General features: G+C 64.9%; 22 protein-coding genes. 12 read left to right on the forward strand and 10 right to left on the reverse strand.

The genetic code is table 11. The features are described from left to right. Positions 1-4: 4 nt before the first annotated feature. The 6 genes from P6U31_RS25155 to P6U31_RS25180 form a co-directional block, all read right to left on the reverse strand. Positions 5-709 carry an ABC transporter ATP-binding protein gene (locus P6U31_RS25155; RefSeq protein ID WP_407184457.1) on the reverse strand — a complete coding sequence of 235 codons (705 nt, stop codon included), beginning with the start codon at positions 707-709 and terminating at the stop codon, positions 5-7. Continuing rightward, positions 693-1,424, reverse strand: a complete 732-nt coding sequence (locus P6U31_RS25160; RefSeq protein WP_407184458.1) for an ABC transporter ATP-binding protein — start codon at positions 1,422-1,424, stop codon at positions 693-695. Before P6U31_RS25160 ends, P6U31_RS25155 begins: the two co-directional genes overlap by 17 nt. Next, entirely contained in the window at positions 1,421-2,404 is a 984-nt protein-coding gene (locus P6U31_RS25165) for a branched-chain amino acid ABC transporter permease (RefSeq protein ID WP_407184459.1), read from the reverse strand. Before P6U31_RS25165 ends, P6U31_RS25160 begins: the two co-directional genes overlap by 4 nt. Then, positions 2,404-3,237 carry a branched-chain amino acid ABC transporter permease gene (locus P6U31_RS25170; protein WP_245477937.1) on the reverse strand — a complete coding sequence of 278 codons (834 nt, stop codon included), beginning with the start codon at positions 3,235-3,237 and terminating at the stop codon, positions 2,404-2,406. Before P6U31_RS25170 ends, P6U31_RS25165 begins: the two co-directional genes overlap by 1 nt. Before the next feature lie 237 nt (positions 3,238-3,474). Continuing rightward, complete coding sequence (locus P6U31_RS25175) at positions 3,475-4,719, reverse strand: ABC transporter substrate-binding protein (protein ID WP_407184460.1); 1,245 nt, start codon at positions 4,717-4,719, stop codon at positions 3,475-3,477. A gap of 88 nt (positions 4,720-4,807) precedes the next feature. Continuing rightward, positions 4,808-5,623 carry a putative hydro-lyase gene (locus tag P6U31_RS25180; protein WP_407184461.1) on the reverse strand — a complete coding sequence of 272 codons (816 nt, stop codon included), beginning with the start codon at positions 5,621-5,623 and terminating at the stop codon, positions 4,808-4,810. Between the two features lie 119 nt (positions 5,624-5,742). Here P6U31_RS25180 and P6U31_RS25185 point away from each other — a divergent pair, with 119 nt between their 5' ends. The 4 genes from P6U31_RS25185 to P6U31_RS25200 all read left to right on the forward strand — a co-directional run bounded on the left by P6U31_RS25185 (position 5,743) and on the right by P6U31_RS25200 (position 10,104). Next, the gene (locus P6U31_RS25185) at positions 5,743-6,660 is read left to right on the forward strand and encodes a LysR family transcriptional regulator (protein ID WP_407184462.1); all 918 of its coding nucleotides are present in this window, start codon (positions 5,743-5,745) and stop codon (positions 6,658-6,660) included. Positions 6,661-6,784: 124 nt separating this feature from the next. Continuing rightward, positions 6,785-8,035: a Zn-dependent hydrolase gene (locus tag P6U31_RS25190; protein ID WP_407184463.1), complete on the forward strand. Its 1,251-nt coding sequence runs from the start codon at positions 6,785-6,787 to the stop codon at positions 8,033-8,035. A gap of 12 nt (positions 8,036-8,047) precedes the next feature. Next, complete coding sequence (locus P6U31_RS25195) at positions 8,048-8,959, forward strand: NAD(P)-dependent oxidoreductase (protein WP_407184464.1); 912 nt, start codon at positions 8,048-8,050, stop codon at positions 8,957-8,959. Positions 8,960-9,030: 71 nt separating this feature from the next. After that, complete coding sequence (locus P6U31_RS25200; protein ID WP_407184465.1) at positions 9,031-10,104, forward strand: malate/lactate/ureidoglycolate dehydrogenase; 1,074 nt, start codon at positions 9,031-9,033, stop codon at positions 10,102-10,104. Between the two features lie 251 nt (positions 10,105-10,355). Here the strand turns inward: P6U31_RS25200 and P6U31_RS25205 are convergent, their stop codons facing one another. Then, complete coding sequence (locus P6U31_RS25205; protein WP_407184466.1) at positions 10,356-11,429, reverse strand: tartrate dehydrogenase; 1,074 nt, start codon at positions 11,427-11,429, stop codon at positions 10,356-10,358. A 158-nt stretch (positions 11,430-11,587) separates the two neighbouring features. Between P6U31_RS25205 and P6U31_RS25210 the strand changes: the two genes are divergently transcribed. Together P6U31_RS25210 and P6U31_RS25215 are read left to right on the forward strand one after the other, a co-directional pair. Further along, complete coding sequence (locus P6U31_RS25210) at positions 11,588-12,364, forward strand: SDR family oxidoreductase (protein ID WP_407184467.1); 777 nt, start codon at positions 11,588-11,590, stop codon at positions 12,362-12,364. Positions 12,365-12,474: 110 nt separating this feature from the next. Then, entirely contained in the window at positions 12,475-13,893 is a 1,419-nt protein-coding gene (locus P6U31_RS25215) for an amidase (protein ID WP_407184468.1), read from the forward strand. Positions 13,894-14,074: 181 nt separating this feature from the next. Here the strand turns inward: P6U31_RS25215 and P6U31_RS25220 are convergent, their stop codons facing one another. Then, a complete protein-coding gene (locus P6U31_RS25220) occupies positions 14,075-15,181 on the reverse strand; it encodes an amino acid ABC transporter permease (protein WP_407184469.1) in 1,107 nt (368 codons plus the stop codon). A 2-nt stretch (positions 15,182-15,183) separates the two neighbouring features. Next, positions 15,184-16,371, reverse strand: coding sequence for an amino acid ABC transporter permease (locus P6U31_RS25225; RefSeq protein WP_407184470.1), 1,188 nt, complete (start codon positions 16,369-16,371; stop codon positions 15,184-15,186). An 89-nt stretch (positions 16,372-16,460) separates the two neighbouring features. Between P6U31_RS25225 and P6U31_RS25230 the strand changes: the two genes are divergently transcribed. From P6U31_RS25230 to P6U31_RS25245, 4 genes are all read left to right on the forward strand, one after another. Continuing rightward, positions 16,461-17,333 carry a MurR/RpiR family transcriptional regulator gene (locus P6U31_RS25230; RefSeq protein WP_407184471.1) on the forward strand — a complete coding sequence of 291 codons (873 nt, stop codon included), beginning with the start codon at positions 16,461-16,463 and terminating at the stop codon, positions 17,331-17,333. Positions 17,334-17,336: 3 nt separating this feature from the next. Further along, positions 17,337-18,686 carry an aspartate aminotransferase family protein gene (locus P6U31_RS25235; protein WP_407184472.1) on the forward strand — a complete coding sequence of 450 codons (1,350 nt, stop codon included), beginning with the start codon at positions 17,337-17,339 and terminating at the stop codon, positions 18,684-18,686. A gap of 10 nt (positions 18,687-18,696) precedes the next feature. After that, positions 18,697-19,710: an amino acid ABC transporter substrate-binding protein gene (locus P6U31_RS25240; protein ID WP_407184473.1), complete on the forward strand. Its 1,014-nt coding sequence runs from the start codon at positions 18,697-18,699 to the stop codon at positions 19,708-19,710. Between the two features lie 67 nt (positions 19,711-19,777). Then, positions 19,778-20,428 (forward strand): aspartate/glutamate racemase family protein, encoded by a 651-nt coding sequence (locus P6U31_RS25245; RefSeq protein ID WP_407184474.1) that lies wholly within the window; start codon positions 19,778-19,780, stop codon positions 20,426-20,428. Here the strand turns inward: P6U31_RS25245 and P6U31_RS25250 are convergent. Further along, entirely contained in the window at positions 20,425-21,072 is a 648-nt protein-coding gene (locus P6U31_RS25250) for a TetR/AcrR family transcriptional regulator (protein WP_407184475.1), read from the reverse strand. The genes P6U31_RS25245 and P6U31_RS25250 overlap by 4 nt on opposite strands. Positions 21,073-21,231: 159 nt before the next feature. On the opposite strand from P6U31_RS25250, the gene P6U31_RS25255 reads away from it, so the two are divergent. Next, positions 21,232-21,441 (forward strand): ferredoxin, encoded by a 210-nt coding sequence (locus tag P6U31_RS25255; protein WP_100181354.1) that lies wholly within the window; start codon positions 21,232-21,234, stop codon positions 21,439-21,441. Between the two features lie 58 nt (positions 21,442-21,499). After that, positions 21,500-22,720 carry a cytochrome P450 gene (locus P6U31_RS25260; protein WP_407184476.1) on the forward strand — a complete coding sequence of 407 codons (1,221 nt, stop codon included), beginning with the start codon at positions 21,500-21,502 and terminating at the stop codon, positions 22,718-22,720. Positions 22,721-22,747 lie beyond the last annotated feature (27 nt).

Raw genomic sequence — 22,747 nt, forward strand, 5'->3', positions numbered from 1 at the left:
GCACCTACAGCCCCAGATACGCCTTCCTGACGTCGGGATTGCCCTTGATCTCCGCGGCCGGGCCCTGCATCAGCACGCGGCCGGTCTGCAGGATGTAGGCGCGGTCGGCGATCTCGAGGCATTCGGCCATGCGCTGCTCGACGATCAGCACGGTCATGCCGGCGTCGCGGATGCGCATCACCGCCTGGAAGATTTCGTCCACCAGCTTCGGCATGATGCCCTGCGAGGGCTCGTCCAGCATCAAGAGCCGCGGGCGCGTCATCAGCGCGCGGCCGATCGCGAGCATCTGCTGCTCGCCGCCGGACAGCGTCTCGGCGCGCTGGTCGAGGCGCTCGGAGAGGCGCGGAAACAGGTTGAAGACGAGATCGAGCGGCCCTTCCCGGTTCGCCTCACCCCGGTAGAGATAGCTGCCGAGACGCAGATTGTCGCGCACCGACAGACGCGGAAACAGGCGGCGGTTCTCCGGCACGTAGGCGATTCCGGCCGCCGTGATGTGGTGCTGCGCCATGCCGTTGAGCTGCTTGCCGTCGAAAGTCACGCTGCCCGAACGCGGGCGTTCGGCACCGGCGATCGACTTCAGCAGGGTCGACTTGCCGGCGCCGTTGGCACCGGCGACACAGACGATCTCGCCCTTGGTGACCTCGATGCTGACCGCGGAGATCGCGACCAGGCCCTGATAGGCGGTCGTGACTTCACGCACCGACAGCATGACGATCTCCCAGATATGCCTTGATCACCTTGGGATCGCGGACCACCTCTGCGGGCTTGCCCTCGACCAGCACCTTGCCGAGGTCGAGCACGATGGCACGATCGACCAAAGGCATCACGATCTCCATGACATGCTCGACCATCAAGACGGTGATGCCGGCATCGCGGACCTTGCGTACCAGCGCGACGCCGGTCTGCGCCTCGGTGGGCGTCAGGCCGGTGAGGACCTCGTCGAGCAGCAGCAGCTTCGGTTCGGTTGCAAGCGCGCGGGCAACTTCGAGGCGGCGCTTCTCGGCCGGCACGAGGTCGCTGGCGAGCACGTCGGCGCGCGCCGCGAGGCCGGTGAACTCCAAAACCTCATGCGCCTTGCGGCGGGCCTCACGCATCACGGTGTTGCGCACGAGCGCGCCGACGATGACGTTGTCGATGACCGTCATGGTCTCGAAGCTCTTGACGACCTGGAAGGTGCGCCCGACACCGCGCTGGCAGCGTACGGCCGCCGGCATGCGGGTGACGTCCTCGCCATCGAATAGAATCGAGCCTTGCGTCGGCGGCAGCACGCCGGCGATGAGATTGAACAGCGTCGACTTGCCGGCGCCGTTGGGGCCGATCAGGCCGACGATCTCGCCGCGCCCGACCGAGATCGAGACGTCGCTGTTGGCGACAAGGCCGCCGAACCGCTGCCAGACGCCGCGGGTTTCGAGGAGCGCGGTCATCGTGCGGCTCCCGTCTTCTTCGGGCGTGAAAACAGGCTGAGCAGCCCCCGCGGCAAGGCCAGCGAGATCAAAACGATCAGCGAGCCGTAGACGATGAGGTCGACACCGCGCCCCGAGCCGCCGAACTTGAAGCGCGTGAGCTCGGTCAGCGGGATCAGAATGGCGGCCCCTAACACCGGCCCCCACAGAGTGCCGATGCCGCCGAGCACGGCGGGCAGCGCCATCAGCAGCGAAAACTGGAAACCCATGACGCTCTCAGGATCGATGTACGAGACGAACTGGGCGTAGAAGCTGCCGCCGACAGCAACCAGGAAGGCAGAGACCGCGGCCGCACCCATCTTGGAGTTGAACACGTCGACGCCGAGGCTCTCGGCCGCATCCGGGTTGTCCTTCACCGCGCGCCACCAGAACCCCCATTTGGAGTCCTCCAGCCACCAGGTGACGAACCAGGCGAGGCAGCACAGCGCCAGCGCGAAATAGAAATATGGCAGCTTGGTGCGCAGGAACTGGAATTTCAGCCAGCTGTCGCCGCGGATTGGAATGGTGATGCCCATCGCGGCGCCCGCCCATTCCCAATTGTGGAACAGCAACAGCCCGATCTCGGCGATGACGATGGTTGCGATCACGAAGTAGTGGCCGCGCAGGCGGAAGAAGGGATAGCCGAGGCCCATCGCGATCAGCGCCGACACGACGCCGCCTGCCAGCATGCCGAACCAGGGCAGTACGCCGAACTTGGTGAACAGCAGCTCGGTGGTGTAGGCACCCAGGCCGAAATACAGTGCGTGGCCGAGCGAGATCTGACCGCAATAACCGGACAGGATGTTCCAGCTTTGCGAAAGCCCCGCATACATCAGCGTCAGGATCAGGATGTTCTGGACGACGACGTCTTTCACGAACAACGGAGTCAGCGCCGCAATCGCGGCCAGCACCGCGGCGATGAAGAGGTCGCGGCGGCGCCGCGCTGCAAAATCCTTGTCCATCAGATCGATCCGAACAGGCCGCGCGGCCGGATGAACACGACCAGCAGATAGACCGCGTAGATGCCGACCGACTTCAGCGACGGCGGCAGCACCAGAGCGGTGACCGCTTCGACGAGGCCGACGATGATGCCGCCGGCGAAGGCGCCGAACACGCTGCCGAAGCCGCCCAGCGCCACGGTGACGTAGGCGATCAGGGCAAAGGAGGCGCCGACGTCGGGATAGATGTAGAAGAACACCGCCATGATCGCGCCGGCGAGGCCGACCAGCGCGGCGCCGAGGCCCCAGCCGAACGCGAACACGCGGTTCTTGTCGATGCCGACGAGCGCCACCGCGCCGGGATCTTCACGCGTGGCCTCCAGTGCGCGGCCGAAGTCGGTGCGGTGGATGAAGAAATAGAGACCGGCAAAGGCCGCGATCGAGACCAGCGCACCGACCAGCTGCGGTTCCGGCAGGAAGATGCCGGCAACCGAAATGGTTTTGCCGCCGAGCCAGGACTGCGGAATGCTGCGATAGTCCGGCGTGAAGAAGTATTGCGCGAGGCCGCGCATCACGATGGCGAGGCCGAAGGTGGTGAAGATCTGCACCATGCCGGCATTGGCCTTGGCCCGCATGGCGAAGCGGACAAGGAGCAGGTAGACGACCGCTCCGAATATGAAGAGTGCGGCGGCGACCAAAGGCGCCGACAGCAAGGGGTCGATCGCGAAGAACGCGAACAGGAAGAAGGACAGGTACATCGCGATCATCAGGAACTCGCCATGGGCAAAGTTCGTGACGTCCATCAGTCCAAAGATCAGCGCGAGGCCGACCGCGATCAGTCCGTAGAGCAGGCCCATGAGCAGACCGCTTGCAAGGCTCTGGATAATGGCTTGGGCTGTCAAAAGTCTGTCCCCCGAAATGCGCTCTGAACGAGCGCGGAAATTGCCTTCTCCGTCATTGCGAGGAGCCCTTGCGACGAAGCAATCCAGACTGTCTCCCGGGATACATCTCTGGATTGATTCGCTTCGCTCGCAATGACGTCGCGGGAGACAGCCCGGTCGGCTGCACCGCCAAACTGCTTGGTTCTGGCCGACTCACTTCATCGGCCAGATCGCCTCGGCGATCGCGGCCTGCGGCGGGAAGACGGTGACGAACTTTCCGCCGACATATTGCAGCAGCACCGGGTCGGCGTCGTTGTTCTGGCCGGCCTCGTCGAACTTGACGCGCTTCCAGGGCATGATGGTCTGCTCGCCCGGGATGTCGGTCGCCGCCAGCGCATCGCGGATCTTCTCGCCGTCGGTCGACTTGGCGCGGCTGATGGCGTCGGCAAGAATGATCAGGCCCATGAACTGGCGCGAGGTGAGGTCGTTGAAGTCCTTGCCCGAGCGCGCCTTGAACATCTCGTTGATCTTGCCGACCATCGGGCGCTTCTGCGCGAGGTCGAGCGAGAAGGTGCCGCGCGAGATCACGCCTTCGAGCTTGTCGCCGACGGCATCATAGAGCGCCTTCTCGGAGAAGCCGGCGTCCTGTGCCACGATCGCATTCGGCTTGTAGCCGAGCTCGGCCATGGTCTTGACCAGGAGGATGCCGTCGGTGGTGTAGCTCGAGGGCATCAGCACGTCGGCGTTCGCAGACTTGAGCTGCTGCACTTCGGCCGAAAGCGAGGGCGAGTTGGCGCGATACTTGATGTCGGTGACGATCTTGTAGCCGCGCTCGCCGGCGATCTTGGCCTGGGCGTTGCCGGAATCGGTGCCGAAGATGGTGTCCTCGTGGAACAGCGACAGCGTCTCGATCTTGGTGCCCTTCTTCTTCATGGCATCGAAGAAGTCGAACATGGCGGCCGAGTACATCTCGTCGTGCGGCGCGGCGCGGAAGTAATATTTCAGGCCGCGGCGATGCAGGCTCGGCGAGGAATTGTCGGCGGAGACGAACGGGACCTGATAGCGTTCGCAGATCTGGCTGACGGTGACGGCGACGGCGCTCTGATAGGTGCCGATGATGGCGCAGACCTTCTCCTGCGTGATCAGGCGCTCGGCCTCGGCGCGGCCCTTCTGGGGATCGGCCTGATGGTCGGCGAACACGAGGCGGATCTTGGCGCCGCCGAGGCCCGGCAAGCCTTCGCCCTTCGCCAGCGGCAGGTCGAAATCAGCGTCCTTGTTGATGACTTCCAGCGCAGTCTCATAGGCCTTCTGCGCGTCGACGCCCTGCTGGGCGCTGCCGCCGGAGAACGGATAGATCACGCCGATCACGACTTCCGAGGTCTGTGCGCGCGCTGCCAGCGGAACGAGAGCGGCAGTGGCGGTGGCACCTAACAGCACGTCGCGGCGAGTGATCGTCATGGCAGAGTCCTCTGTGACTGAATTCGAATGATCGAATGAAGCGATTGATGGATGCGGTAAAGCTCGAAGAAGCAGCAAATGCTGCCCACTAAATCACGGCCATGGTCCTGTTCTTGAGATCGGTCACCAGCATCAGGCCGGGCGAGTGCGTGATCGCGAACGGGAGCTTCGCGGCGTTGATGACAGATTGCGGCGTCACGCCGCAGGCCCAGAACACCGGGATTTCGTCATCGGCGACCGGCACCGGATCGCCATAGTCGGGCTTGGCGATGTCCTTGATGCCGATCAGGTGCGGATGGCCGAGATGCACGGGCGCGCCGTGTACGGCGGGATAGCGCGAAGTGATCTGCACCGCCCGGATCGCGTCGGCCGGCTTGAACGGACGCATCGACACCACCATGGGACCGGCGAACGGGCCCGCCTCGCCGCAGGCGATATTGGTGCGGTACATCGGCACCCGTACGTTTTGCTCGATATGGCGGATCGGCATGCCCTCGTCCAGCAACGCCTCTTCGAACGAGAACGAGCAGCCGAGCACGAAGGTGACGAGATCGTCGCGCCAATACGTCGTCACGTCGGTCGGCTCATCCACCACTTCGCCGTCGCGCCAGACGCGATAGCGCGGCACGTCGGTGCGGATGTCGAGATCGGCGCCGAGCGCCGGGATGTGGGGGCTGCCGACATCGGACATGCCGACGATCGGGCACGGCTTCGGATTGAGCTGGCAGAAGCGATGAAAGGCGCTGGCATATTCCGCCGGCAGGATCGCCAGATTGCCCTGCACGAAGCCGGGGGCGACGCCGGCAGTGGAAGCGACCAAGCCTTGGCGGTAGGCGAGCCGGGCCCTCTGGCTCGGGAGGGTGTCGGCCGTTTCAGTTTGCTGCGCTGCCACCAAAACAGTCATGTGATCGACCTGCCTATAAACTCGACAAAGACAAGCCAACACTAAGCGTGCTATAAAGTCTAATCTTCGTTTCTGATCAATCTCGATAAATCTGATTTATCGACTGGGAAAATCCTTCCATGCTGGACTTCAGGTCGATCGAGACATTCCTCTGGGTGGTGAAGCTCGGCAGCTTTCGCGGCGCCGCCCAGCGGCTCAACACGACCCAGCCCGCGATCTCCCAGCGCATCGCCCAGCTCGAGCGCGAGATGGGCGTGAAGCTGCTCAACCGCGATCATCGTGTGGCCTCGCCGACCCCGAGCGGCCGGCAGATGATGGTCTATGCGGAGAAGCTGATCGGCCTGCGCGCCGCGATGATGGCGGAGATCGGCGACCGGTCGGCAATGCGGGGCGTGATGCGGCTCGGCGTCGCCGAGACCATCGTACACACTTGGCTGCCGCGCCTCGTGAAGAGCGTCAACCAGGTCTATCCGAACCTGTCGTTGGAGATCGAAGTCGACATCACGCCGAACCTCACCGCGCGCCTGCTCGCCCAGGAGATCGAGCTTGCGTTCGTGGTGGGACCGCTGTCCGCCTCCGGCGTGCACAATCGTGTGCTCGCCGATTATCCGATCGGATTCCTCGCAAGTCCCTCGCTCGGCCTCGGCAAGGGCCCGGTGACGCCGGCGGAGCTCGCGCGATTTCCGATCATCACCTTCCCGCGCAAGACCAAGCCTTACGAGGTCGTGCGCGAGGTGTTCGACCGGCCGGAGCTGCCGCCGATCCGCCTGCACGCATCGGCCTCTCTGGCCACCGTCATCCACATGGCGGTCGAGGGCCTCGGCATCGCCGTGATCCCCGACGCCATCGTCGAGAACGAGCTCGCCGACGGACGGCTGCAACTGCTCGATACCGATCTCGCCATCGCGCCGCTGACCTTCACCGCGAGCTGGCTGGCTTCGCCCGACGTGGTCGCCGTAGAGCGCGTCGCCGAGCTGGCACGGCAGATTGCGCAGAGCAGCCTCGCGGTTGACGCGCCCGCGCTGGCGGGTCATTGAAAAAGGCGCCGGATAATCTTCGACGTCATTCCGCGGGATGGTGCGCAGCACCAGACCCGGAATCTCGAGATTCCGGGTTCGGCTCTTCGAGCCGCCCCGGAATGACAACTGAGAGACCCACCGCATGAGCCGAGCCACCACCAATTTGCAAATCGATTCCGCCCGCCTCTGGGGCTCGATCCACGAGACCGCGCAATTCGGCGCGACGGCCAAGGGCGGCGTGCGGCGGCTGACGCTCAGCAACGAAGACAAGCAGGTGCGTGACTGGTTCCGCAAGGCCTGCGAAGACGCCGGGCTGGAAGTTCACGTCGATGCGCTCGGATCACAGTTCGGCCTGCGCAAGGGCCGCGACATGTCGAAGCTGCCCGTCGGTATCGGCTCGCATCTCGATACCCAGCCGACCGGCGGCAAGTATGACGGCATTCTGGGGACGCTCGGCGCCCTGGAAGTGATCCGCACGCTGAACGACGCCGGCATCGAGACCGAGGCGCCGATCTGCATCGTCAACTGGACCAACGAGGAAGGCTCGCGCTTTGCACCCGCGATGATGGCCTCCGCCGCCTATGTCGGCGATTTCACCACCGACGACATATTGTCGCGCAAGGACGCCGAAGGCGTGAGCGTCGGCCAGGCGCTCGACAGCATCGGCTATCGCGGTGACAAGCCGGTCGGCTTCCAGAAGCTCGGCTGCTTCGTCGAATTGCACATCGAGCAAGGTCCGATCCTGGAGGCCGAAGGCAAGACCATCGGCGTGGTCGATTCCGGCCAGGGCGTGCTCTGGTACGACGGCAAGATTTCCGGCTTCGAAAGCCATGCGGGCTCCACGCCGATGCCGCTGCGGCGCGATGCTCTCGCAACGCTGTCGGAGATCGTGCTGGCGATGGAGGCCATCGCGAAGAAGCACGGGCCGCACGCAGTCGGCACCATCGGCGAAGCCGTGATCGCCAATCCCTCGCGCAACGTCATTCCCGGCGAGATCGCCTTCACCGTGGATGGCCGCAGCGCTGATGGCGCGATCATGGACGCGCTCGACCGCGATCTGCGCGCCGCGATTGCCGAGATCGCCGCGCGCCGCAAGGTCGAGGTGAAGCTCGACCTGGTCTGGCGCAAGCCGCCGACGCATTTCGATCCCACGCTCATTGCGGCGGTCGAGAACGCGGCCAAGTCGCTCGGCTATTCCTCGCGTCGCATCACCTCCGGCGCCGGCCACGACGCCTGCAACCTCAACACCAAGATGCCGGCGGCGATGGTGTTCGTGCCGTGCAAGGACGGCATCAGCCACAACGAGCTGGAAGACGCGACGCAACCCGACTGCGCCGCAGGCACCAACGTCCTCATGCATACCGTGCTGGCGATCGCCGGCGTCGCATCCTGACCGGAGAGAGCCATGCGCGGAGTATTCGTCGACGCCAACGAAGCCCTCGCCGTGATCATGGAGCGGCTCACGAAGCCCGGCGATCCCGAGGTGCGCATCCACCGGGATCCCGACATCAAGCCCGAGAAATACCCTGAAATCCTCGACGGCGCCGAGATCGCGATCGTCGATCACACCGCTCTTCCGACCGAGATTGCCAAGAAATGCGCAGGCCTGAAGCACGTCGTGTTCCTTGGCACCGGCGCGCGCAGCTACATGAATCCGGAGGAGCTCGCCGAGCTCGGCATCTCCGTACATCTGATCAAGGGCTACGGCGACACCGCGGTCGCCGAATCCGCGATCGCGCTGATGTGGGCCTCGGCCCGCGTCATCGCGATGATGGACCGCGAGATGCGCGCCGGCAGCTGGCTGCGCGAGGACGGCATGCAGCTCACCGGCAAGACGCTCGGCCTGATCGGCTTCGGCGGCATCGCCGCGGAGGTCGCACGCATTGCCTCCGGCAGCGGCATGAAGGTGATCGCCTGGAACCGCTCGCCCAAGAGCCATCCCGGCGTGACGTTCACCGATCTCGACACGGTTCTGGCGAAAAGCGACGTGGTGTCGCTGCACCTGCTGCTCAACGACGAGACGCGCGGCATGATCACGCGCGAGAAGATCGCGAAGATGAAACCGGGTGTCATCTTCGTCAACACCGCGCGCGCCGCGATCGTCGACGAGCAAGCCATGATCGACGCGCTAAAGTCGGGCCACATCCGCCATGCCGGCCTCGACGTCTTCAACATCGAGCCTCTGCCGGCGGACCATCCGCTGACCAAGATTCCGAACGTGACGCTCTCGGCGCATTCGGCCTTCCGCACGCCCGAGGCCAGCGAGAACCTGATTGAAGCGGCATTGGTCCATTGCCGCCGAATCGTAAGTTCGTAGGCTGGGTTACGCCTTCGGCTACCCCATCCCTACGCTCTCCGCCAAATCGTGAAAGGACAAGAGCAACAACAATGGCCGACTATCGCACCATCAAGGCAGAGCCGCTCACCAACGCCATCCGCGCCATCGTCAAGGCCGGCGGCTCCTCGGACCGCGAGGCCGAGCTCGTCTCCACGAACCTCGTCGAGGCTAATCTGAAGGGCCACGACTCCCACGGCGTCGGCATGATCCCGCGCTATGTTCAGAGCGTCACGACAGGCGGCCTCGCCGTCAACCAGCACGTCACGATCGTGCTCGACACCGGTCCGCTGCTCACCCTCGACGGACTGACCGGCTACGGCCAAGTGATTGGCCATGAGGCGATGGAGCTGGCGGCCGAGCGCGCCAAGAAGAATGGCGTGTGCCTCGTCGGCCTTTCCAACTCGCACCATATCGGTCGCATCGGCCATTGGGCCGAGCAGTGCATCGACCACGGGCTGGTCTCGATCCACTTCGTCAACGTGATCTCGCGCCCGATCGTGGCGCCCTGGGGCGGCAGCGATGCCCGCCACGGCACCAACCCGTTCTGCGTCGGCATCCCGCGCCGGGGCAAGGACCCCATCGTGCTCGACTTCGCCACCAGCAGGATCGCGCAGGGCAAGACCCGTGTCGCCCACAACAAGGGCGTCGCGCTCGAGCCCGGCACCATCATCGACGATGAAGGCAAGCCCACGGTCAATCCGCGCTACACCGTGATCCCGCCATACGGCGCCATCCTGCCGTTCGGCGAGCACAAGGGTTCGGGGCTCGCGCTGGTATGCGAAATCCTCGGCGGCGCGCTCTCCGGTGGGCAGGTGGTCAAGGGCCCGTCCGACGGCAAGTACAACGTCCTCAACGGCATGCTCTCGATCGTCATCGACCCGGCCAAACTCGGCACAGGCGAGAACCTCTCGCGCGAAGTCGAGAGCTTCGTTGCCTGGCACACCAGCTCACCGCCTGGCCCCGGCGTCGACAAGGTCAGAATCGCCGGCGAGCCCGAGCGCGAGACCAAGAAGAAGCGCCTCGCCGAAGGCATTCCCGTCGATCCGACCACCTGGCAGGAGATTCTCGAGGCTGGCAAGAAGTTCGGGTTGGATCAGGCGACGATCGAGAAGATCGCGGGGTAAGCCGAGCGAGATACGCTTGTCTTCCCTTCTCCGCTTGCGAGAGAAGGTGGCATAGGCTGCCTTCGGCCGCCGTTCTTAAGAACGCCGAAGCGAAGCTTCGGCTGTGGCGCCGGGGATGAGGGGTTCTCACAGCGAGCGAAAACCCACGATGAGAGGTCTGCTTCCGCGGAGACAGACCCCCTCACCCGTCTTCGATGCTTCGCATCGAAGCCACCCTCTCCCGCAAGCAAGGGGAGAGGGAAAGATGCACCTTAGTCCACCATGTCCGCAACCGCCTTGCCGCAGGCGGTGGTGTCGGCGTTGCCGCCGAGATCCTTGGTGCGCAGCGTGCGCTCGGCGAGCGTGCGCTCGATCGCCTCGACAATCGACTTGCCCGCGACCTTCTCGCCGAGATGCTCCAGCATCATCGCGCCGGACCAGATCATGCCGATCGGGTTGGCGATGCCCTGGCCGGCGATGTCAGGCGCCGAGCCGTGCACCGGCTCGAACACCGAGGGGAAGTCGCCTTCGGGATTGATGTTGCCCGACGGCGCGATGCCGATGGTGCCGGTGCAGGCCGGGCCGAGGTCGGAGAGGATATCGCCGAACAGGTTGGAGCCTACCACGACGTCGAACCAATCCGGGTGCAGCACGAAGTTCGCGGTCAGGATGTCGATGTGGTACTTGTCCCACTTCACGCCGGGATACTTCTTCGCCATCGCCTCCACGCGCTCGTCCCAATAGGGCATGGTGATGGAGATGCCGTTGGACTTGGTCGCCGAGGTCAGGTGCTTCTTCGGCCGCGACTGCGCGAGCTCGAAGGCGAATTTCAGGATGCGGTCGACCCCCGTGCGGGTCATCACCGTCTGCTGCGTCACGAATTCGCGGTCGGTGTCCGGGAACATGCGACCGCCGACGGACGAATATTCGCCTTCGGTGTTCTCGCGCACCACCCAGAAATCGATGTCGCCGGGCTTGCGATTCGCCAGCGGCGACGGCACGCCCGGCATCAGTCGTACCGGGCGCAGGTTCACATACTGATCGAACTCTCTGCGGAACTTGATCAGCGAGCCCCACAGCGAGACGTGGTCCGGAATCTTGGCGGGCCAGCCGACCGCACCGAAATAGATGGCGTCGTGCTTGCCGATCTTTTCCTTCCAGTCATCGGGCATCATCTGACCGTGCTTCTCGTAATAGTCCCACGACGAGAAGTCGAAATGGTCGAAATGCAGGGAGACGCCGTGCTTCTTCGCCGCAGCCTCCAGGACGCGCAGACCTTCGGGCATCACTTCCTTGCCGATGCCGTCGCCTGGAATGACCGCGATCCGGTATTGTTTCTTACTCATCGAGAACGTCCTTGGTTGGTCCGGCAGCCAGCCGCCTTTTTTGACCGCACTGCAATGGACCAAACGCGGCGGCAGTGCAACGCTGCACTGCAATGTTGACGATGGCGCGGCCGAGCGCCTACTGATTTTATCCTGTTCCTGTCCTGCGAGTACCCGTCATGGATCTGCATCTGCGTGGCAAGCGCGTCCTGATCACCGGCGCGTCCAAGGGCATTGGCGCAGCCGCGGCCGAGGCGTTTGCCGAGGAAGGCGCACATCTGTTGCTCGCCGCCCGCAGCAGCGACCAGCTCAAGGCGCTGGCCGAGCGCCTGCGTTCCGCGCACCAGATCGACGCCGCAACCAGCATGGTGGATTTGCGCAAGCCCGAAGACGTGGCGCGGCTCGCCCGGGAAGCCGCCGATATCGACATCCTCGTCAACAATGCCGGCGACATTCCCGGCGGCTCGATCGACAAGATCGACGAGGCGGCCTGGCGACACGCCTGGGAATTGAAGGTGTTCGGCTATATCAACCTCACGCGGTACATCTACGCCCAGATGAAAGCGAAGGGCGGCGGCGTCATCATCAACGACATCGGCGCAGCCGGCGAAAAGTTTGATGCCAACTACATCTGCGGCAGTGCCGGCAATGCCGCGCTGATGGCCTTCACCCGCGCGCTCGGGGGAAAAAGTCTCGCCGACAACATCCGCGTGGTCGGCATCAATCCGGGCCCCGTCGGCACCGACCGCCACGTCACCCTGCTCAAGACGCGGGCCAAGCACCAGTTCGGCGACGAGAGCCGCTACAAGGAGTTCCAAGAGAGCCTGCCGCTCGGTCGTCCCGCGCATGCGCGCGAGATCGGCGACCTCATGGCGTTCCTGGCCTCTGACCGGGCCGGCTATACGTCGGGTGTGATCTACACGGTCGACGGCGGCATCAGCGCAGGGTGGGGTTAGAATTTCGCCGTCATCGCGAGCGCAGCGAAGCAATCCAGGAATGCCCCCGCGGTGACAGACTGGATTGCTTCGCTACGCTCGCAGTGACGACAAGCATAGGAGTAAACTAATTGTCTCAAGACCTGATCCGCGAAACCGCTTGCGCCGTCGTCGACAAGCTGCGCTCCGGCGACGTCTCGCCGCTCGAACTGCTCGATGTGCTGGAGAAGCGCGTCAAGGAGGTCGACGGCAAGGTCAATGCACTGCCGACCCTGTGTTTCGATCGCGCGCGGGACAGCGCCAAGGCCTTGATGCGGAAGCCCGCCGGCGCGCGCGGGCTGCTGGCGGGCCTGCCGGTACCGATCAAGGATCTGACCGACGTTGCGGGTGTCCTGAACACCCAGGGCTCGCCGATCTTCAAGGACAACATCCCGGCGAAGTCCGACCTCATGGTCGAGAACCTCGAAGCCAACGGCGCGGTCGTCTACGCCAAATCCAACACGCCGGAATTCGGTGCCGGCGCCAACACTTTCAACGAGGTGTTCGGCGCGACGCTCAATCCCTGGGATACGACGAAATCGGCGGCCGGTTCCTCCGGCGGCGCCGCGGTGGCGCTGGCGACCGGCATGGCCTGGCTGGCGCAGGGCTCCGACATGGGCGGTAGCTTGCGCAGTCCGGCGGCGTTCTGCGGCGTCGTCGGCATGCGGCCGAGCATCGGCCGCGTCGCACATACCCCCAAATCGGGGATCGATCGCAATCTCGGCGTCGTGGGTCCGATGGCGCGCAACGTCGAGGATCTCGCTCTGCTGCTGGATGCCATGAGCGGCGACTACGCGGACGATCCGCTGTCGCTGCCCGCCCCTACAACCTCGTTCCTGTCAGCGGCGCAAGCAGGCAAGAGGCCGAAGCGCATCGCCTACTCGCCCGATCTCGGCATTACCCCGGTCGATCCCGAAGTGAAGGCGCTCACGCGCAAGGCCGCCGAACGTTTCGCGGAAGCCGGTGCCATTGTCGAGGAGGCACATCCGGACTGGCGCGAGGCGCATGAATGCTTCCACGTTCTGCGCGCCTTCGATTTCGCGATCACCAAGGCCAATCTGCTGCGCACCAAGCGCGACCTGCTCAAGCCCGAGGTGATCTGGAACATCGAGGAAGGCCTCAAGCTCACGGTGGAGCAGCTCGCGCGCGCCGAGGCTCAGCGCGTCGGCATGACCGCCCGCGCGGTCGAGTTCTTCAAGACCTACGATCTGCTGCTGACGCCCACTACGATCGTGCCGCCCTTCCCGATCGAGCACCGCTATGTCGCCGAATGTGCCGGCAAGCGGTTCGAGAACTACATCGAATGGCTCGGCATCGTGTCCGCCATCACGCTCGCCTGCTGTCCGTCGCTATCGCTGCCCTGCGGCTTCACGGCGGCCGGCCTTCCGGTTGGCGTGCAGGTCGTCGGTGCCCCGCGCGCCGACGCACAGGTGATCGCCGGCGCGAAGGTGCTGGAGGATATTCTGGGCCTGCGCGGAACGACGCCGATCGATCCGAAGGTGAGCAAGTAACCACTCTACACCGCGCGCTCCGTGGCGCCCTCTCCCCTTGTGGGAGAGGGTGGCTCGCCGCAAAGCGGCGAGACGGGTGAGGGGTATCTCTCCACGAGGGACCCCTCACCGCCTGAATTCGACGATGAAACCCCTGATCCGGCGCTTCGCGCCACCTTCTCCGACAAGGGGAGAAGGAAGATCACCTTCGACTCGTCGCCTCAAGACTGCGGCTGTAGCGCGACATCGCGAAGCAGAACATGAAGTAGATCGCGGCGACGAAGATGTAGACCTCGACCGAAAATTGCTGCCACGCCGGATCGATGATCGCGGTCTTCGCCGTCGTCAAGAGGTCGAAGATGCCGATGATGAGAACGAGGCTGGTGTCCTTGAAGAAGGCGATGAAGGTGTTGACCAGCGGCGGGATGACGTGGCGGATCGCCTGCGGCAGGATGATCAAGCGATTCTTGCGCCAGTAGGACAGCCCGAGCGCATCGGCAGCTTCGTATTGGCCCCGCGGCACGGCCTGAAGGCCGCCACGGATGACCTCGGCGAGATAGGCGCCCGCGAACAGGATGATCGCGATCTGCGCGCGCAGCAGCTTGTCGATGTTGAATCCGCTTGGCATGAACAGCGGAAACATCACGCTCGCCATGAACAACAGGCTCACCAGCGGGACGCCGCGGATCAGCTCGACATAGAGCACGCTGAGCGAGCGGATCGCCGGCAGCCTCGAGCGCCGGCCGAGCGCAACGAGGATGCCGAGCGGAAAGCCGAATGCGAGGCCGAAGGTCGCGAGGATCAACGTGACCGGCAATCCGCCCCAGCGATCCTGCGAGACGAAGGAGAGCCCCAGCACCCCGCCCCACATCAGCACACTGATCAGCGCAAGCACCCCGATCCAGACGAAGACAAGCTCGCGCCGCCACAGGGCGCGACGGGTCGACAGGTAGAACAACACGATGAACAGCAGCACCGACAGCGCCGGTCGCCACTGCTCGTCGAACGGATAGGTGCCGAACAGGATGAAGCGGTACTTTTCGGGAATGATGGCCCAGCAGGCGCCGACGCCACGCACCGCGCGGCAGGCGCTGGAATCGTTCGCCGGCGTCAACCACACCGCATTGGCGATGCCCCACTGCACGAAGCTGAAGATGCCCTTGGCGAGCAATGCCAGTAGCACGACCGTAAGGATGCCGTTCGGGATCGACGAGAACAAATTGGCGCGCAACCAGCGCAGGATCGGATTGCCGGCCTGCGGCCGGCGTGCAGCGCGCGGTGCGTCCGGAATATCGGCGATGACGGTCATGCTCAGCGCTCCACCAGCGCAATGCGCGCATTGTACCAGTTCATGAAGAAACTGATGGAAAGGCTGATCGTCAGGAACACCGCCATGATCAGCGCGATGGCTTCGATCGCCTGGCCGGTCTGATTCAGCGTGGTGTTGGCGATCGAGACCACGTCCTGGTAGCCGATCGCCACCGCGAGCGAGGAATTCTTGGTCAGGTTGAGATACTGGCTCGTCATCGGCGGCACGATCACGCGCAGCGCCTGCGGCAGGATGATCTGGCGCAGCATGAAACTGCGCCGAAGGCCAAGGGCGTTGGCGGCGTCCCATTGCCCGCGCGGCACGGACTGGATGCCGCTGCGCACGATCTCGGCAATGAAGGCCGCGGTATAGGTGACGAGGGCAATGAGCAGCGCGAAATATTCCGGGGCGAGCGTCAGTCCGCCGACGAAATTGAAACCGCGCAGCTGCGGCCATTCGATCGTCCAGGACACGCCCAGCAGCACCGACACTATCATGGGCAGTGCGAGGATGAGGCCAACTGCAAAGGGCCAGGCCGCCCTCGGCTTGCCGTCGCGCATCTGCTGCGCGACCAGCCATCGCCGGATCGCGTAGAACACGGGGAGCCCGAGCACCGCCGTGCCGAGCACCCAGAGCTGCGGCGCGCCGACCGGGATCGCCGGCAAGATCAGGCCGCGATTGGACAGGAACACGCCCTCGATCGGCCGCCATGCCGCGCGCGCGGCCGGCAGTGCCTGCATCAGCACGTACCAGAACAGGAGCTGAAGCAGCAGCGGGATGTCGCGGAGAGTTTCGACATAAACCGCGGCAAGACGGGAGAGCAGCCAGTTGGCCGACAGCCTGGAGATGCCGACCAGCGTGCCCAAAATGGTCGCGAGCACGATGCCGATCACGGCGACGCGCAAGGTGTTGGCGATACCCACGACAAAGGCCCAGAGGTAGCTGTCCCTTGGATTGTAGGCGAGCAGGCTGTCGGCAATGGGCATGCCCGCCTCACGGCCAAGGAATGCAAAGCCAGTCGTGATGCGGCGCGCCGTGAGATTGGTGACGGTGTTGGACCAGAGGAAACCGATGACGCCAACGACGATCGCGACCACCAGCACCTGCCAGAACAGTCCCTTCAGCTCGCGCGGTCCCCAAGCGCCGAACAGGCGGCGGCGCGGCGGCGGTCTTGGCGTATCTGGGGTCACGGCACAAAAATCCTTCTCAGGAAGTAGCGATTTCCGGCAGCGGCACGTCAACTGTTGCACCAATCGGAAAAGCGTGCAACAAATGTTTCATGGCCGAGCCCGCGAAATCCTCGCCCTTGAGCGAACTGCGCATTGCATTGCCATCGCTCCCCCTGCGTCTGCAGGAGGTTGGCCGCTTCGTCGCCGCCAATGATTACGACGCCACCACCCGTTCGATGCGCGACCTCGCGGCGGAAGCCGGCGCCGATCCAGCCGCGTTCACGCGCCTCGCCAAGGCGATCGGCTATTCAGGTTGGGACGAATTGCGCGCGGCGCTGACCGAGGCGCGGCGACCATCGCAGACCTCGCCCTTCTCCGGCCGCGCCAGAAGCCGCAGGCCCGGCCCGAACGCCGATGTCGCCCTCGTCAGCGACAAGCTCGAGGCCGAGGCCGCCGGCCTTCCGCGGATCCCGGCCCAGCCGATCGCGGAGGCCGCTCGTGCGCTGCACGAGGCCAAGCGGATCTGGATCGCAGGCTATCGCAGCTGTCGCAGTGTCGCGGAGCTGCTGAATTATGAGCTGCGGCTATTCCGCCCCGAACAGGTGCGGCTCGTCGGAACGTCCGGCCCCGACGATCTCGACCTCGGCGCTATCAGGCCCGGCGAAGCCGTCGTCGTCATCGGCTTCCTGCCCTATACAAATGCGAGCGTCGGCGTCGCGCAGGCCGCCTATCGCGCCGGCGCGACACTGATCGCGATCGCGGACAGCCCTTCGGCACCGATGGCCGAGGGCGCCGACCACGTGCTGCTGTTCGAGGCGGCCTCCTCTCCCGGCTTCTTCCCGAGCCTCACCGGCGCGGTCGCGATCGCGCAGTCGCTGGCTGCAGTGACGTTCTCGCTCGGCGGCGCCACCGCGAAAAAGCGCCTGGAGAATACCGAGGCGCGGTTAGCCGCAGCCTCCACCTATGTTTCAGAGAAAGGTTGACCCATGGCCGCTCGCACCAGCCGCGTGCTGCATCGCTCGTTGCGCGAGACCCCGCCCAAAGCAATCGGCGGCGAAGGCGTCTACCTGTTCGCGGAGGACGGGCGGCGCGTGCTCGATGCCTCCGGTGGCGCGGCAGTCTCCTGCCTCGGCCATCAGCATCCCCGCGTGATCGCGGCGTTGGCAAAGCAGGCTTCCACCCTGGCCTATGCGCACAGCGCCTTCTTCTCGTCCGAGCCCGCCGAAGCCCTTGCCGAGACGTTGGTCGGGCACGAGCCCGGCGGCCTCGCTTATGCCTATTTCGTCAGTGGCGGGTCGGAGGCGATCGAAGCCAGCATCAAGCTCGCGCGGCAATATTTCATCGAACGCGGCGAGCCACAGCGGCAGCATTTCATCGCGCGGCGACAGAGCTACCACGGCAACACGCTGGGTGCGCTCGCCGCCGGCGGCAATGCCTGGCGACGCGCGCCTTACGCGCCGCTGCTCTCCGGCGCCTTCAGTCACGTAACACCGGCCTTCCCCTATCACGAGAAGCGCGACGGCGAGTCGGATGCGCAATTCGTGGCACGGCTGGCGGCCGAGCTGGAATCCGAGTTCCAGCGGCTTGGCCCTGATACCGTGGCGGCTTTCCTCGCCGAACCGGTCGTCGGCGCCACCGCCGGCGCCGTGACGGCACCCGACGCCTACTTCAGGGCGGTGCGCGAGATCTGCGATCGCCACGGCGCGCTGCTCATCCTCGACGAGGTCATGTGCGGCATGGGCCGCACCGGCACCACGCATGCCTGGGAACAGGAAGGCGTCGCGCCTGATATCCAGGCCATCGCCAAGGGGCTCGGCGGCGGATATCAGCCGATCGGAGCGATGCTCGCGAGCGGCAAGATCATCGACACCATCCGCGCCGGCTCCGGCGCGTTCCAGCATGGCCACACTTATCTCGCACATCCCCTCGCCTGCGCGGCCGCGCTCGCAGTGCAGGAGGTCATTCGCGAGGACGGTCTGCTCGCGCAGGTCAAGGAGCGCGGCCGGCAGCTCGAGCAGCGCCTCACCGAGCGCTTCGGCAATCACCGTCATGTCGGAGACATCAGGGGCCGCGGCCTGTTCTGGGCGATCGAGCTGGTGGCTGATCGCGCCGACCGCACCTCGTTCGATCCCGCGCTCAAGCTGAACCAGAAGATAAAGGCCGAAGCGTTCGCCAATGGCCTCGGCTGTTATCCCGGCGGCGGCACCGTGGACGGCGTGCGCGGCGACCATGTCCTGCTGGCGCCGCCCTATATCGCCTCCGCCGACGAGATCGACCTGATCGTCGACAAGCTCGGCTCGGCTGTCGACAACGTGTTGCGTAGTGTCAATCACTGAGGGGAGTAGCATGATGAGGAAAGTGGTTATCGCGGCGAGTATGCTCGCCGCATCGACGGTTGTCGCATCCGCCGCGACGCTGGACACGGTGAAGAGCCGCGGCACGCTGGTGTGCGGCGTCAGCGCCGGCTTTGCCGGTTTCTCCGCGCCGGACTCGCAAGGCAACTACAAGGGCCTCGACGTCGACTATTGCCGCGCACTCGCCGCCGGCGTGCTGGGTGATGCCAGCAAGGTTCGTTACGTTTCGTTGACCGCACAGAACCGCTTCACGGCCCTGCAATCGGGCGAGATCGACGTGCTCTACCGCAACTCGACGCAGACCTATTTGCGCGGTGTGACGCTCGGCCTGCGCCAGGGGCCGATCAACTTCTACGATGGCCAGGGCTTTGTCGTGAAGAAGGATCTGGGCGTCAAGGACATCAAGGACCTCAAAGGCGCCACCGTCTGCGTGGCTCAGGGCACCACGCACGAGGTTACGCTCGGCGATTACGGCCGCGCCAACGGCATCGACTGGAAGCCGTTGGTGTTCGACCGCATCGACACCATGTACCAGACCTTCTTCGGCGGCCGCTGCGATGCGATGACCCAGGACGCCTCCGCGCTTGCCGGCGCAGTCACGACCGCGGCGCCGAACCCGGCCGATTACGTCGTGTTGCCGCAGACCATCAGCAAGGAGCCGCTCGGCCCCTTCACCCGCAACGGCGACGAGGTCTGGAGCGACATCATCACCTGGCTGCATTACGGCCTGATCGAGGCCGAGGAACTCGGCGTCACGCAAGCCAATGTCGAGGAGATGACGAAGTCGCAGACACCCGCGATCCAGCGTCTGTTGGGTGCCTCCGGCGATCTCGGCTCGCGGCTCGGGCTCGACAACAAATGGCTGGTGACCGCGATCAAGGCCACCGGCAATTACGGCGAGATCTACGAGCGTAACGTCGGCAAGGCGAGCCCGCTCAAGCTCGATCGTGGCCTCAACGGTCTCTGGAGCAAGGGCGGCTTGATGTACGCGGTGCCCTTCAAGTAGACGTCTTGCCGTGCCCCGGACGCGCTGCTGCGTCCAGGGCACGACACCATTCAGGCAGCCACCTTCCATGACGACACCCCCGCGCATCGCCCTGATCCACGCCCTCAAGCACTCCATCGCGCCGATCGAGGCGGCGTTCGCGACCGCGTGGCCCGAGGCGCGGCTGATGAACCTGCTCGACGACAGCCTGTCGGCGGATCTGGCACGTGACGGCGCGCTCGACGATGCCATGACCGAGCGCTTCCTGGCGCTCGGCGATTATGCGGCAGCGACCGGGGCGAATGGGATTCTGTTCACTTGCTCGGCCTTTGGCCCCTGTATCGAAGCGGTTGCGCGCGCGCATGCCCCAATGCCTGTGCTCAAGCCGAACGAAGCGATGATCGAGCGCGCGGTGACGATGGGCAGGCGCATCGGCCTGCTATCCACCTTCCCGCCGACCCTGGTGTCAATGCCGCCGGAATTCCCCGCTTCGGTGCAGGTCGTACCGAAACTTGCCGATGGCGCGCTGGCGGCACTCGACCGCGGCGACCGCGTCACGCACGATCGGCTGATCGTCGAAGCCTCGAAAGACCTGCGCCATTGTGACGTCATCGCGCTGGCGCAGTTCAGCATCGCAGCGACGGCACCGCTGGTCGCGGAAGCCACCGGCCGTCCCGTCGTGACCACGCCTGACAGCGCCGTCGACAAGCTGATGACGCTGTTGGGGACGAAGGCTTAGGGATCGGTCGTCTTCCGGCGCCGCGCGTGCTTGATCGCGGCCGCAAGCGCGGCCTTCGTCTCGTTGACGAAATCCTCGACCAGCTCCTCGCGCGTGGCATGGGCCGCTTCGCCGGTGAACAGACCCTGCTCGGCCAGCATCACGACGCCGTGCAGCGCCGCCCAGATCTTGAGCGCTTGCCGCTCGCGCAGATAGCCGACCGCAGGCGCCTCCAGCGCTTCGATCACCAGTGCAAACGTCTCGCGCGTGGCCTCGTGCAGCTCGCTGCCTTTGGCCGCGCACGAGACGGTGCGCGAGGCAAACATCAGGCGGTAGATGCCGTTGCGGCGCAGACCGAAATCCAGCGTCGCCTGAGCCAGCCGCGACAACTTTGATTGCTTCGACGGCTTTGCCATTGCCTCGCGCAGCATTGCGCTGAGCTGCCGGAACGCCTCCGCCGTCACCGCCGCAAGCAGCGCCTCGCGATCGGCAAAGTGCCGATACGGCGCCGGCTGCGAGACGCCGAGCTGCTTGGCCAGCGCCTTGATGCTGATCGCCTCGGCACCACCCTGCTCCGCTTCGCGCAGCGCGGCCTTGATCAGGGCGTCGCGGAGATCGCCATGATGATAGGTGTTGTCGGGCTTGCGGGCGAGTTGGGAGCGCATGTTATGGCCAAGCCTATAAGTTTGCGCTTGACAGGGAAAGCCTGTCACGAATGTAATAGCATATAACTTAAAGCCCGCGGCAAAAGCCGCCGATAAGATTGACATGAGGAAAGCGCTGCCCCCTGCGGGGCTCGCGCGCATACGACCAAGGATGCCGCCATGACAGAGCGACTGAGGGTTCACGTCGATCCCGACAAGTGCCAGGGCCACGCGCGCTGCAAGGCACTCGCGCCCGAACTTTTCGAGCTCGACGAATTTGGCAACGCGCACGAAGCCGGCGACGGCACGGTCCCGCCCGGGCTCGAAGACAAGGCCTGGCTCGCCAAATCCAATTGCCCGGAAATCGCAATCGATGTGATCGAGGAGTAGCGCGGCCTTCTTCTGCACGCGTGCGCTATTCGACCACTAGCCCGAGGATTCCCCCGACATGTCCGACGTCAGCCAGCCTGTCGCTCATCCGCCCGTCATCGACTGGGTCAACGATTTCGACCACACCGATCCGCAGTGGACGGAAGACCCGTTCCCGATCTGGGATGAGCTGCGCGCCGCAAGCCCGGTCGTGCACACCGAGCGCTTCCTCGGCTGCTACATGCCGACAACCTATGAGGCCGTTCGCGAGATAGCCAACGACACCGAGCATTTCTCCTCGCGCCGCATCATCGTCCGCGACGTGCGGCCGGAGATCGCCAGGAACGCAGCCCCGCCGATCACCTCGGACCCACCCGTGCACAAGCCGGCCAAGCAGCTGCTGCTGCCGCCGTTCACGCCGGATGCGATGAAGAAGCTGGAACCGCGGATGCGCGCGATCTGCAACGAGCTGATCGACGGGTTCATCGCCGACGGCAAGGTCGACGCCGCGGCGCGCTACGCCAAATACATCCCGGTGCGAGCCATCGCGCATATGCTCGGCATTCCCGAGAGCGACAGCGATCTCTTCATCAACTGGATCCACATGATCCTCGAGCTCGGCATCAAGGACGAGACCAAGCTGATCCAGGCCGTGCAGGAGATGAGCGACTATTTCAGGACGCACATCGAAGAGCGCAGATCGAGGCCCACCGACGATCTCATCTCCTACCTGATGAACGCCAAGGACAAGGAAGGCCAGCCGCTGGAAGAGTCCCACGTGCTGGGCTCGCTGCGCCTGCTGCTGATCGCGGGCATCGACACCACCTGGAGCGCGATAGGTTCCTCGCTGTGGCATCTTGCGAAGACGCCGGCCGACCGCGAGCGCCTGATCGCCGAGCCCGCGCTGATCCCGACCGCGGTGGAGGAACTGCTGCGCGCCTATTCGCCGGTGACGATGGCGCGCGAAGTGGTCAAGGACACGACGATCTCGGGCTGCCCGGTCAAGGCCGGCAACATGGTGCTGTTGTCCTTCCCGGCCGCCAATCGCGATCCCAAGGTGTTTCCGGATGCTGACAAAGTCGTGATCGACCGCCGCGAAAATCGCCACGCGGCCTTCGGCCTCGGCATCCATCGCTGCGTCGGTTCCAACCTTGCGCGCATGGAGATGCAGGTTGCGCTGGAGGAATGGCTGAGACGCATTCCGGACTTCCGGCTCGATCCGGCAGGCACGGTGACCTGGTCGCAGGGCACGGTGCGAGGCCCGCGCCAGTTGCCATTTCTGCTCGGAAAGGCGATGTAGGCCTTTCCAGACAGCGGAGAGGCCGGA

The organism is Bradyrhizobium centrosematis (genome assembly GCF_045571495.1).
Taxonomy (GTDB): Bacteria; Pseudomonadota; Alphaproteobacteria; order Rhizobiales; family Xanthobacteraceae; genus Bradyrhizobium; species Bradyrhizobium centrosematis.

Bases quoted from the DNA above. Each gene is read 5' to 3' on its own strand.
- P6U31_RS25155 (WP_407184457.1), bottom strand. From the start codon at position 709: ATGCTGTCGGTGCGTGAAGTCACGACCGCCTATCAGGGCCTGGTCGCG.
- P6U31_RS25160 (WP_407184458.1), bottom strand. From the start codon at position 1,424: ATGACCGCGCTCCTCGAAACCCGCGGCGTCTGGCAGCGGTTCGGCGGC.
- P6U31_RS25165 (WP_407184459.1), bottom strand. From the start codon at position 2,404: ATGGACAAGGATTTTGCAGCGCGGCGCCGCCGCGACCTCTTCATCGCC.
- P6U31_RS25170 (WP_245477937.1), bottom strand. From the start codon at position 3,237: ATGGGCCTGCTCTACGGACTGATCGCGGTCGGCCTCGCGCTGATCTTT.
- P6U31_RS25175 (WP_407184460.1), bottom strand. From the start codon at position 4,719: ATGACGATCACTCGCCGCGACGTGCTGTTAGGTGCCACCGCCACTGCC.
- P6U31_RS25180 (WP_407184461.1), bottom strand. From the start codon at position 5,623: ATGACTGTTTTGGTGGCAGCGCAGCAAACTGAAACGGCCGACACCCTC.
- P6U31_RS25185 (WP_407184462.1), top strand. From the start codon at position 5,743: ATGCTGGACTTCAGGTCGATCGAGACATTCCTCTGGGTGGTGAAGCTC.
- P6U31_RS25190 (WP_407184463.1), top strand. From the start codon at position 6,785: ATGAGCCGAGCCACCACCAATTTGCAAATCGATTCCGCCCGCCTCTGG.
- P6U31_RS25195 (WP_407184464.1), top strand. From the start codon at position 8,048: ATGCGCGGAGTATTCGTCGACGCCAACGAAGCCCTCGCCGTGATCATG.
- P6U31_RS25200 (WP_407184465.1), top strand. From the start codon at position 9,031: ATGGCCGACTATCGCACCATCAAGGCAGAGCCGCTCACCAACGCCATC.
- P6U31_RS25205 (WP_407184466.1), bottom strand. From the start codon at position 11,429: ATGAGTAAGAAACAATACCGGATCGCGGTCATTCCAGGCGACGGCATC.
- P6U31_RS25210 (WP_407184467.1), top strand. From the start codon at position 11,588: ATGGATCTGCATCTGCGTGGCAAGCGCGTCCTGATCACCGGCGCGTCC.
- P6U31_RS25220 (WP_407184469.1), bottom strand. From the start codon at position 15,181: ATGACCGTCATCGCCGATATTCCGGACGCACCGCGCGCTGCACGCCGG.
- P6U31_RS25230 (WP_407184471.1), top strand. From the start codon at position 16,461: ATGGCCGAGCCCGCGAAATCCTCGCCCTTGAGCGAACTGCGCATTGCA.
- P6U31_RS25235 (WP_407184472.1), top strand. From the start codon at position 17,337: ATGGCCGCTCGCACCAGCCGCGTGCTGCATCGCTCGTTGCGCGAGACC.
- P6U31_RS25240 (WP_407184473.1), top strand. From the start codon at position 18,697: ATGATGAGGAAAGTGGTTATCGCGGCGAGTATGCTCGCCGCATCGACG.
- P6U31_RS25245 (WP_407184474.1), top strand. From the start codon at position 19,778: ATGACGACACCCCCGCGCATCGCCCTGATCCACGCCCTCAAGCACTCC.
- P6U31_RS25250 (WP_407184475.1), bottom strand. From the start codon at position 21,072: ATGCGCTCCCAACTCGCCCGCAAGCCCGACAACACCTATCATCATGGC.
- P6U31_RS25255 (WP_100181354.1), top strand. From the start codon at position 21,232: ATGACAGAGCGACTGAGGGTTCACGTCGATCCCGACAAGTGCCAGGGC.
- P6U31_RS25260 (WP_407184476.1), top strand. From the start codon at position 21,500: ATGTCCGACGTCAGCCAGCCTGTCGCTCATCCGCCCGTCATCGACTGG.